Below are 11,060 nucleotides of genomic sequence, written 5' to 3'. Positions count from 1 at the left end.
AGCGATAAGCTCATTTTGAAACTGACGATTCATTATGAATCAAAAGTTACTATCCATTTGTTCAGTTTTCAAGGAACTTGTGTCCGTTTGTGTTGATGCTTGTCAACCGGACAGGAATCTCATCTTATCATGTTGACTAACTAACTGTCAACTCTTTTTTTCGTCAGCGTTCAAAGCGTTTCGACAATCATTCGTTTGAGGCGACATAAAATAATATATCATGATCTAATTCATTTAGCAAGCACTTTTTAATAACCTTTATATAAATACTTTATAATCTACAACTACCGCTATATAAAGAGACTCTCAACTACATCAATCGACAGATTATATAAAATCAGAAGGAGCAACTCTATATGCATACAGATACTTCGGGTTACTGATTAAATGAAAAGTTCTATTTACTAAAAACGGATAGACACATCTACTTTTACGCAAATAGTATTAGATAACTATTTAGAGGATACTTTTATATAAGAAGTGTTTTCCTCTACTCCTTTTGATACAGGTGATCCAAACGCTCTATAATACGGTATATATAATATAAAATGAGAATGTATGATACTCTCGTTTAAGTAATCAATGACAATCATTTACTCAATAATACCTAAATCAGAACCCGCTTTCTAATTCACAATGGCTTCATTCAAAATTGAGGATGCACGGAAGAATAACCTATATGGGGTGATGCATATGAAGCAATGGCTGAAGAACATTCGAAAGGGTTACGGTAAAAAGCTCGTTTCCATTCACGCCTGGAATGCCTGGATCGTTGTCATCCTCGCGGTAACAGGTCTTATGTTGGTTGGTGGTTTCTGGCGTGAGTTACTCGGGATTGGACGCGTATGGTTAAAGTGGCTACATATTATCGTCGGGCTAGCTATGCTAGCACCCGTAGTATATTACTTACTTTTGTCCAAAAAGCACTGGAAACAACTTCGCAATAGGCCTTGGCAGAGAGCAAATACTATTGTTGTTCTAGCACTGCTGGTAGGGTGGCTCTTATCAGGTATTGTGTTATGGCAGTTCAAGCTCGTTGGACCGAGATGGTCGAACGCCGCGCTCCTGATTCATGATTTGCTGACTTGGGTTGGCCTGCCTTATATTATCTACCACTCCATCACACGAACCAGATGGTTAAAAGACCCTGCACGCCGTGCAGTAAAAGCCACAACAACTGTAGCAGAGGGCAGAAATATGGTTAATCCAACTGCTGCTCCTAGTGAAAATACGACACCAGCATCCATAGTTTCTACAGACTCTAAACCTACCACTAAGGAAAGTCTTCTCCATCAACCCGAGAAACCTCAACCCTTGTATACACGGCGGGCATTTATTCGGTCTGCTGTTGGCGTGGGGTTAGCTGTGACTTTGGGACCTACTTTTATATCTTGGGTTGGACGGAACCTCAATATAGACAACAGCATTGATAGCATGCTGGAGAATGACCCCAATCGCATGGTGCCCTTACCGCAAGCATTGCCTGCTTCTTCACCACCCGTGGGAGGCGGAGCCGAGGGTCATTTTCGCGTATATACGGTAACACCGATACCTTCCTTTTCTAATGCAAACTGGTCATTTCGAATTGATGGGCTTGTTGAACGGGCGCAAGTCTGGAACTGGGAACAGTTCGTGAAGCTTGCACGTACCGTTCAGGTCAGTGACTTTCACTGCGTTACAGGCTGGTCTGTATATAAGAATACTTGGGAAGGCATATCTCTTAAGCATCTACTTACCCAAGCAGGCGTAAAACCCGAAGCGCACAGCGTCAAGTTTTACTCCGGAGATGGTGTATATACAGATGCAATTACGATGGACCAAGCGCAGATGGATGATATTATGGTCGCTGTCATGCATGATGGCAAACCGATTCCAGCAGATCTGGGCGGTCCGGTACGATTGGTTATTCCCCAGATGTACGCCTATAAGTCCGTCAAGTGGCTGAATCGCATTGAACTGATCGACAGCGATCATATCGGTTACTGGGAAGAACGCGGATACGACAAAGATGCATGGCTTACAGGTGCCACTCAGGCGCGCTCCTGATTTAAGTTGATACAGATGTAAAGTTAAGTTTGAATATACGTGTAAACCAAAGACCCCCGTTCCACTTATTCGTGGTACAGGGGTCTTTAAGTTATTTATTATTTACTTGGATTACAAAGAGTTCTAAACCAAGTCATACTCCACATTCAGGATCTATCCCTGTTGATTCAAAAGACGTACTAGTTCGTCCTCATCCTCAATGGTAGGAATGCCGAGATCATGAGCTTTGGTCAGTTTAGAGCCTGCTTTCTCTCCGGCAATAACGAGGTCTGTCTTTTTGGAGACACTGCCCGATACCTTCGCTCCAAGTGCTTCCAGTCGTTGCGTTGCCTCTTCCCGTGTGAGTTGATGCAGCGTTCCGGTCAGCACGACCGTTTTGCCACTGAAGAAGGAATCTTCTACGACCGCTGCTGGTGCCTCAGGCGCCTGGGCTTTCACACCCAAATTCAGCATTTTCTCAATCGCTGCCTGTGTAAACGGATCTGCAAAGAAAGTCACAATGCTCTCAGCTACAATGCCTCCTACGTCCGGAAGTTCAACGAGTTCCTCTGCTGTAGCATTCATAATGGCATGCAGGTCACGGTAATGATCAGCCAGCATGCGTGTAGTCGATTTACCTGTATTGGGAATACCCAGTGAATATAGGAACGAAGCGAGGTCACGATCCTTGCTCTGCTCCAGAGCAGCAATAAGGTTGTTTGCTTTCTTTTCACCAAACCGCTCCAGCTTAACCAGATCATCGAATTGCAGTGTATACAGGTCAGCGGGCTCACGCACGTTCAATTCATCGTACAGCTGAATCGCCGTTTTTTCACTGAACGTCTCGATGTCCATTGCATCACGGGAAGCAAAATGAGAAATCCGCGCAACGGTCTGCGGTTTGCACGCCAGCTTGTTGTTACAGAACAAATGCGCTCCACGCTGTTCCAATGGGAATCCACATGCCGGACATTGCTCCGGGAACACAATCTCCTCGCCATCACTCTCTTCAGTCACTTTGCCCAGGATTTCAGGAATGACATCATTGGAACGACGGATAAAGACACGTGTGCCCAAGGCAAACTTCAGATTTTTCCGCTCAATGTCACCGACGTTATTCAATGTGCAGTTCTGTACCGTTACCCCAGCTAACTCAACCGGTTCAACTCGAGCAAGTGGAGTCACTTTGCCGGTACGCCCCACATTCCAAACAACAGAGTTCAGAACAGTCGTAGTCTCTTCCGCCTCAAATTTGTATGCTACCGCCCAACGAGGGAATTTGTCCGTATACCCTAAGGCCTCACGGGTGCGCAAGTCAGTGATTTTGATAACAGCTCCATCAATCAGGTAGTCCAGTTGGCCACGGCTCTCCTGTATCGCTGCAAGCTGCTCCATCACATCATCAAACTCACGGAAATACGTAATGGATGGATTGACTTTGAATCGATTTTCACGGAGAAAGTCCATCATCTCCTGATGGTTGGCAAACTGGATATCATCCGAATAACCTACATTATAGAAATAAGCGTTCAACCGCCGCTCAGCGGTAGTCTTTGGATTCAGGTTACGCAGCGCACCTGCTGCGGCATTACGGGCATTTTTAAGCGGCTCTGCTGCCGTTTCATTATATCGATTCAACACAGACAGGTTCATGATGCCTTCACCCTGGACCTCAATCGTGCCGCCTGTATAAGGAATTTTGAGTGGGACAGACTTAATCGTTCTAACCTGAGCCAAAATGCCCTCGCCTACAGTTCCGTTTCCACGCGTAGAGGCTTGAACCAACTCACCGTTCGTGTACGTTAGATTCAGGGTCAGACCGTCAAACTTCAGTTCAATCACATAACCGGGTTCAGGCAACGGATTGTCTGGATTTTTGGTGTTGTAATCATTGACCAGCTTGAGCACACGCGTATTCCAGTTTCGCAGTTGCTCAATGTTCTGAGCTTTGTCCAAGCTCCACAATGAGGATAAATGACGATGCGGTGTAAAACCTTTGAGCAGTTCACCACCCACACGCTGTGTAGGAGAATCAGGCAAAACCATGCCACTCTCCTGTTCCAGCGTAACCAGTTCGTCGTACAGAAGATCGTACTCCTTGTCGCTGATTTGCGGCTGATCCATCGTGTAGTACTGATAATTATGCTGGTTCAGCTCGGTAACGAGTTGCTCCATCCGGTGCATCGGGTCCATACAGGGCCATCCCTCCGTATATATAATTTGGATCTATGTAGAACGAACACTCATATTACACTGGAGCTCTGCTGACAGAACCAGCTTGTGCAACATGAATGTTTCGTTCTTAACTCTATTCTACTTTGGTAATTGGAGCAAAGCCTGCAAGCAGACGTTTTAAGCCCACCGGGGCCGGGAACGCGATCTGAAGCTCCGTGTCATTCCCCGTACCTTTCACCCCAACAATCGTACCTGTTCCCCATTTGCCGTGTTGTACTTTATCTCCGGCCTTGAACCCTGCTTCACCATTAGAAGCTGCGGGCTTGGAAGCAGATGATGGCGTAGAATATGCTGGGCGGGAAGTACTTGTGGTCACACGCGAAGTTGGCGTGGATGAGGTAGCAGAGGAGCCACTTCTGCTTTGTTGTTCGAAAAGTTTGGTCGCATTGCCGCCACCAAAGTTGCTTCCACCACTGGCCCCAAGTCCACGACCACCATATGATCCACCTGCGCTGCTACCCCGACGGTAGCGGTCGCGAGCAATCGACGTATCTTCTTTTAGCTCATCCGGAATTTCATCCAGGAAACGCGAAGGCGGATTCGCTGTTGTACGTCCGAACAAGGTCCGCATCTGTGCACAAGACAGGAAGAGTTGTTCTTCCGCACGCGTTATCCCTACATAAGCCAGTCGGCGCTCTTCCTCCAGCTCTTCATTGTCCATAAAGGCCCGGCTGTGCGGGAAAACCCCTTCTTCCATACCAACGATAAAGACGACAGGGAACTCCAGACCTTTGGCACTATGCATCGTCATTAAGGTAACTGCGTCACTTTGATCCTCTTCATCATCGTTCATACTGTCGATATCAGCAATTAGTGCGAGATCGGTGAGGAACGAAACGAGCGTTTTCTCTTCATTATTTTTCTCAAATTCCATCGTAACGGACAGGAATTCATCAATGTTCTCCAACCGTGCACGGGATTCGAGTGTGTTTTCATTTTGCATCTCTAGTCGGTACTGGCTCATCTCGAGAATCTTCTCGGTCAGTTCGGTTACAGACAGATACTCTACCATCTGATGCAGCGCGGCGATCATGTCATAGAACTCCACCAACGCATTCCGCGTCCGACCGGCAAAACCAAGATCGTCCACGACCTGAAGTACACGGAATATTGAAATCCCCCGTTCTCCTGCCGCAGCTGCCAGCTTGGCTACCGTTGTATCACCGATGCTACGCTTCGGTACATTAATAATCCGGGTGAGGCTGATATCATCGTCGGGGTTGGATAGCAGGCGCAGATACGCCAGAATGTCTTTGATCTCTTTACGATCATAGAACTTGATGCCGCCAACGATCTGATACGGAATATCAGACTTGATCAGAATTTCCTCTATAACCCGGGATTGAGCGTTCGTACGATACAAAATGGCGTGATTCTGATAGGATTTGCCGTTCTTCACATTTTTACTAATCTCGGAGGTTACAAAGTAGCCCTCATCATGCTCAGAGTCCGCACGGTACACCTTGATCTTTGAGCCACCCTCTTTGTCCGTCCACAGTTTTTTCGGTTTGCGCCCCGTATTCAGGCCGATTACCTCATTCGCTGCATTCAGGATATTCGAAGTGGAACGATAGTTTTGCTCCAGCAAAATCGTACTTGCTTCAGGGTAGTCTTTTTCAAAATTCAGGATGTTGCTGATATCCGCTCCACGCCAGCGATAGATCGATTGGTCACTATCCCCTACAACGCAAATGCGGTGATGGCTATCAGCGAGCATGCGGCAAAGCATGTATTGCGCGCGGTTGGTATCCTGGTACTCATCCACGTGAATGTACTGGAATTTCTTTTGGTAAAAGTCGAGAACTTCCGGTACCTCTTTGAAAAGTTGAATAGTCGCCATGATGAGATCGTCAAAGTCGAGCGAGTTGTTGGCTCTGAGTTTTTTCTGATACATCTTATATACCTTCGCCACAATGCCTTCGAAATAGTCAGCAGCCTGCTTCTCATATTGCTCCGGACTGATCAATTCATTCTTCGCGGTGCTCATCATCGACTGAACGGCTTTCGGTTCAAACTTCTTGGTGTCGATGTTCTGGTCCTTCATACAACTACGAATTACAGATAATTGGTCAGATGAGTCCAAAATGCTAAAATTGGAGGTGAAGCCGATGCGTTCAATGTCACGGCGCAGAATACGCACGCACATGGAGTGAAACGTTGATACCCAGATGTCACGACCCTGAGAGCCGCCAACCAGTTGGGATACCCGGTCTTGCATCTCGCGTGCCGCTTTGTTCGTAAAGGTAATAGCCAAAATGCCCCACGGGGGTGCTTTCCGTGTTGCAATCAGATAAGCAATCCGGTGTGTGAGTACCCGGGTTTTACCACTACCCGCTCCAGCCATTATCAGTAGCGGTCCATCCGTCGCTTCGACGGCTTGCCGTTGGGGGGTGTTAAGCCGTGCAACGGCATCATGTATATTTACAGGTTGCATGCATGCATGCTCCTTTCGTTGGTTGAGATCGATATAAGTAGTACTAAGGGTTACACTCGTCACTACGATGACAGAATAATCTTCCGATCGCCGTTATTACCGGATTTTTCGATCTACTTTTTCAAAGTGAAAATCCGGTAATAAATGCGAGCACTTCGTTTCTCCAGCTTATTTCTGTCCTCTTCGTTCTCGTGTAAAAATTAGTTTAGCTTATATTTATGGATAGTTGAAATTACAATTGAAATGCAAATACTATCTTTCAGTTGTTGAAAGAGAGAACGCTTAGTCCTGCTGTCTCGGTTGTTGTGTAAACGACATTGCGCTCATGTAACTTGTTTAATTAGTAAGGTCAAAGTTCTATTTTAACAGATCAGGAGGGGAAATTGGGGGAATGGTAAACTAAACCGATTAAACGGATTGTTTCACAGCTTGGACCGTCTCCAGCGCCTTGTGCAAAGCACTGTACACAATGTTGCCAACCACAACGGTGTCTGCGACCTGAGCGGCTTGTCCAGCTTTCTCCGGACTATCAATTCCGCCGCCATAGATGAGATGCGCCTTGGTGAGTTGTCTGTGTGTCTCTCCAACCAGCTCCATATCTCCAAATGTTCCGCTGTACTCCATGTATACGATAGGCAGGTTAAGCAGACGTTCCGCAGCCTGGGCGTAAGCAACCGCAGCATCAGTCGTCAATTCCGTATCCGCTCCAGTCATTCGGGCAACAGTAGAGTCGGCATTGAGGACAATATAGCCTTCAGCAATAAGCAGATCCCATGGGATCAGATATCCGTAACGCTCGATGGCTTGCTGGTGGTGTCCAATCATCCATTTGCTATCCGTTGCATTCAGCACCATCGGAATCAGATATCCGTCAAAACCCGGGACGACCGCCTCCAGATCGGATACTTCAAGCACACAGGCCAGCTCGTAGCGACGTACTCTGGACATCAGGTCCACCGTGTTGTCATAGGTAATTCCCGAAGACCCGCCAACAATAATGGCATCGGTTCCCGACATGCAAATCAGGTCGAGTGCTTCATCCGTTATTTCCCGGTCCGGGTCGAGCTTAAATACATGTCTCCACTGCTTAATCATGTCTATCAACGAACATTCCTCCAGAGGTTCTTCTGCATCCTAAAAAGCTTGTAAACTAAGTCTAAGTCAGCAGGGAGTGAGTGTCAATGTTCGTATAAAAAGGGGAACAAAAAAACACAGACTTTTCCCTGGAATTGCAGGAGAAGCCTGTAATTTTAAAAGGTAAGATCGTGATGCTACAAAATTTAAGTCAGGTACCAGGTGCCACTACGAACATCCATATAATGAATAGAGCTCCAAAGTCTCAAGTAGGAGCACTGCATCCATTTGAATCACAATATAATGTCTCATGGCTTCCAGGCAAAACGTGTGTTCATTTCATCCAGTTCCTGCTCGGTCAATACATCCGAATATACGCCGTACACGCCCCATTTCTCATAGTTCGCTACCTGGTCAGTGTCATTAATGGTATGCACGTAGGTGACGGCTCCTGCCTGCTTCAACTTGGCAACGAAATTCTGGTTTACTTTATATTCCGGCATGGTTACGGCATCGATGTCATTCTTTTGTACAAAATCAACAACCTGGGCTTCCGAATCCTGCGTAGCGTAAAGTGTATAGATAATAGAAGGAAACGCGTAGATTTCTTTCACAGTTTCGAGCATCGGCTCGTTATATATCTGAACTACAACCCGATTAAGAATTGTCGGATCATGTTTCTTGGCTGCGTCCACGAGTGATTTCAGCACCTGCTGAATATCCTCGTCCTTCTGTTCTTTGGTATCGGTCACGATATACATATCCGGGTACTTGGCCAATACATCCATAATACCGTCGGCGTCCATGGGTTGGTACATGCCCAGAATGGGTGTATTCATAAATTCATCATGTGTCAGCGCCCCAGCTTGTTTGTCTTCGGGTAACTCCTCGTCCTGTCCAAGCATTTTGCTCATGTTGGCGGTCCATTCATGTCTGGCTACTGCTTTGCGGTCCGAGGTCAGCATAAAATCAATCTCAAACACACGTGTGCCCTTCTCATAATTGGCAATCATCGCCTCATAGGCATTGGTGTAAGGCTGCTCACGGATGCTGCCCATTGCATGGGCAATCAATCGATAGGCCGTAAATCCATCATGCTGCTCCTCACTCTGACTGTCATAGGCAAAAAAGAGTGTGCCGACGGTAACGATGAGTAGTGTAATGACAGCGGCAATCCGTTTCATATGGCGTTCACATCCTTAATAGGGTGGTAGGGAAGAAAAAGAGTATGATAATCATGATATGACGAAGCCTGTGCGGTTTTTCCTTTTTGATAGCTAACTACCCTGAATGGAGAGGTGTAAAACAAAAATCCGCCCGGAGGCGGCTGTTAAATGGTGGGATGCAGTATTTCGGATGAATAAGAAGCGCCATCTATTCGGCTTGCTGTACACTTAATTCATTCAGAAATGCGATCAAAGCTTCTCGCCAAGCTCTCATGGGTTGCAGACTGTTTGTACGAATAGCAAGATGATCCATTACAGAATATTGGGGTCGAGGAGCAGGACGTGGAAATTGTTCGGTGGTACAAGGCTCGAGGACAGCGCTCTGTTTGAATCCGGATTGCTTGGCTGCTTCTTCGGCAATGGCCTGAGCAAATTCATACCATGTGCATGTTCCAGAATTAGAGGCATGGTAGATACCGTATTTCTCAGTTAATGAAAGGTTGCTCACGAGTTTGGCTAAATCCACAGTATATGTGGGCGACCCTTTTTGATCATGAACCACCTGAAGTCGAGGACGCTTCTCCAGAAGTTCCAGCATGGTTTTGACAAAATTACTGCCGTGTACTCCAAATACCCATGATGTTCGTATAATAAACCATCGCGTGCAGAGACTCTCGACCAGTCTCTCTCCTGCAAGCTTTGACTTGCCATACACAGTCTGCGGATTCGTTAAATCAAATTCCCGATAAGGTTTCTTTGCCGTTCCATCAAATACATAATCGGTACTAATATAAATCAGTTTGGCTTTCACTTTCTCTGCAGCAACTGCTATATTTCTAGTGCCCGTTACATTGACCATGTACGTCATATCCTCATCAGTCTCGGCCAGATCGACGGCTGTATATGCAGCACAATGAACGATGATGTGAGGCTGGAATGCATTAATGGTTTCTCTACATTGCTGTTGGTCGGTAATGTCCAAATGATCCCTGTCACAGGCCATTACATCATGGCCACCTGCTTGAAATGTTTGCACAACATCATATCCGAGCTGTCCAGCAGCTCCCGTCACCAGTACTCTGTACTTCATTCTGTGGAATCACCCATTCGCTTACCATACTGAAGTTGAACATAATCCTGATACGTCCCTGATTGAATTCGTGTCCACCAATCCTGATGGTTCAGATACCACTGAATGGTTTCCTTTATCCCTGTCTCAAAATTGTGGATAGGCTTCCACCCAAGCTCTGTACCCAACTTAGTCGGGTCAATTCCATAACGTCGGTCGTGGCCCAATCTGTCCTGTACATATTGAATCAAACTTGCAGGTTTGCCCAGTTGTTCTAGAATAGTCTCAACAATATATATATTGGTCCGCTCATTATTTCCCCCGATGTTATATACCTCTCCGATTTTGCCATTGTGAATGACCAAATCGATAGCACTGCAATGATCCTCCACATAAAGCCAATCACGAATATTCAGTCCATCGCCATAGACAGGAATAGCCTCATCATTTAATGCGCGGGATATAATTAAAGGAATGAGCTTCTCTGGAAATTGAAAAGGTCCATAATTGTTTGAACAACGTGTAATGTTTACAGGCAGACCAAAGGTTTCATGATACGCTCTTACAAGTAAATCTCCGCCAGCTTTACTAGCAGAGTATGGACTGTTCGGCATCAAAGGCGTCTCTTCTGTAAACAAACCTGTCGGACCGAGTGATCCATATACTTCGTCTGTAGACACCTGAACATATTTGGTAACTTGATATTTCTTCGCCGCATCCAGCAATACCTGAGTCCCAAGTACATTGGTACGCACAAAAATATCCGGGGACAGAATGCTGCGATCCACATGAGATTCCGCTGCAAAATTAACCACCACGTCAATTCCTTTGGAGATGATTTGTTCCATCTGTTGTACGTCAGTGATATCCGCTTGGATAAACGTGTATTGAAGATTAGATTCCACGGATTGCAAATTCTCCAGATTGCCTGCATAGGTTAAGGAATCCACGTTAACAATTTCATAATCAGGATGCTCACGAAGCATATACATCACAAAGTTGCTGCCGATGAATCCAGCCCCACCAGTAACGAGTAGTTTCATGCCGCCTCTCTCCT

Annotated in this window: 7 protein-coding genes; 1 reads left to right on the top strand and 6 read right to left on the bottom strand. The window is 46.1% G+C overall.

The window, feature by feature from the left end; genetic code table 11:
* The first annotated feature begins 693 nt into the window (after positions 1-693).
* Positions 694-2,046, top strand: coding sequence for a molybdopterin-dependent oxidoreductase (locus tag AMS66_RS04125; RefSeq protein ID WP_082350561.1), 1,353 nt, complete (start codon positions 694-696; stop codon positions 2,044-2,046).
* A 153-nt stretch (positions 2,047-2,199) separates the two neighbouring features.
* Here AMS66_RS04125 and ligA read toward each other — a convergent pair whose 3' ends face one another.
* The 6 genes from ligA to rfbB form a co-directional block, all read right to left on the bottom strand.
* A complete protein-coding gene (gene ligA / locus AMS66_RS04120; protein WP_053779579.1) occupies positions 2,200-4,218 on the bottom strand; it encodes an NAD-dependent DNA ligase LigA in 2,019 nt (672 codons plus the stop codon).
* Between the two features lie 115 nt (positions 4,219-4,333).
* On the bottom strand, positions 4,334-6,694 hold the full coding sequence (gene pcrA / locus AMS66_RS04115; RefSeq protein ID WP_053779578.1) for a DNA helicase PcrA: 2,361 nt from the start codon (positions 6,692-6,694) through the stop codon (positions 4,334-4,336).
* A gap of 408 nt (positions 6,695-7,102) precedes the next feature.
* Positions 7,103-7,789 carry a heptaprenylglyceryl phosphate synthase gene (gene pcrB, locus AMS66_RS04110; protein ID WP_407944520.1) on the bottom strand — a complete coding sequence of 229 codons (687 nt, stop codon included), beginning with the start codon at positions 7,787-7,789 and terminating at the stop codon, positions 7,103-7,105.
* Between the two features lie 287 nt (positions 7,790-8,076).
* The gene (locus tag AMS66_RS04105; protein ID WP_053779576.1) at positions 8,077-8,952 is read right to left on the bottom strand and encodes a phosphatidylinositol-specific phospholipase C/glycerophosphodiester phosphodiesterase family protein; all 876 of its coding nucleotides are present in this window, start codon (positions 8,950-8,952) and stop codon (positions 8,077-8,079) included.
* 190 nt (positions 8,953-9,142) lie between these two features.
* On the bottom strand, positions 9,143-10,024 hold the full coding sequence (gene rfbD / locus AMS66_RS04100; RefSeq protein ID WP_053779575.1) for a dTDP-4-dehydrorhamnose reductase: 882 nt from the start codon (positions 10,022-10,024) through the stop codon (positions 9,143-9,145).
* Positions 10,021-11,046, bottom strand: a complete 1,026-nt coding sequence (rfbB, locus tag AMS66_RS04095) for a dTDP-glucose 4,6-dehydratase (RefSeq protein ID WP_053779574.1) — start codon at positions 11,044-11,046, stop codon at positions 10,021-10,023. Before rfbB ends, rfbD begins: the two co-directional genes overlap by 4 nt.
* Positions 11,047-11,060 lie beyond the last annotated feature (14 nt).

The organism is Paenibacillus xylanivorans, from assembly GCF_001280595.1.
GTDB lineage: Bacteria > Bacillota > Bacilli > Paenibacillales > Paenibacillaceae > Paenibacillus > Paenibacillus xylanivorans.
The sequence above is the reverse complement of the archived record's forward strand: the minus strand, read 5'-3'. Positions and strand labels throughout refer to the sequence as shown.

What these genes read in the sequence shown, in the direction of transcription:
- AMS66_RS04125 (WP_082350561.1), top strand. Translation starts at nt 694, where the DNA reads ATGAAGCAATGGCTGAAGAACATTCGAAAGGGTTACGGTAAAAAGCTC.
- ligA (WP_053779579.1), bottom strand. Translation starts at nt 4,218, where the DNA reads ATGGACCCGATGCACCGGATGGAGCAACTCGTTACCGAGCTGAACCAG.
- pcrA (WP_053779578.1), bottom strand. Translation starts at nt 6,694, where the DNA reads ATGCAACCTGTAAATATACATGATGCCGTTGCACGGCTTAACACCCCC.
- pcrB (WP_407944520.1), bottom strand. Translation starts at nt 7,789, where the DNA reads ATGATTAAGCAGTGGAGACATGTATTTAAGCTCGACCCGGACCGGGAA.
- AMS66_RS04105 (WP_053779576.1), bottom strand. Translation starts at nt 8,952, where the DNA reads ATGAAACGGATTGCCGCTGTCATTACACTACTCATCGTTACCGTCGGC.
- rfbD (WP_053779575.1), bottom strand. Translation starts at nt 10,024, where the DNA reads ATGAAGTACAGAGTACTGGTGACGGGAGCTGCTGGACAGCTCGGATAT.
- rfbB (WP_053779574.1), bottom strand. Translation starts at nt 11,046, where the DNA reads ATGAAACTACTCGTTACTGGTGGGGCTGGATTCATCGGCAGCAACTTT.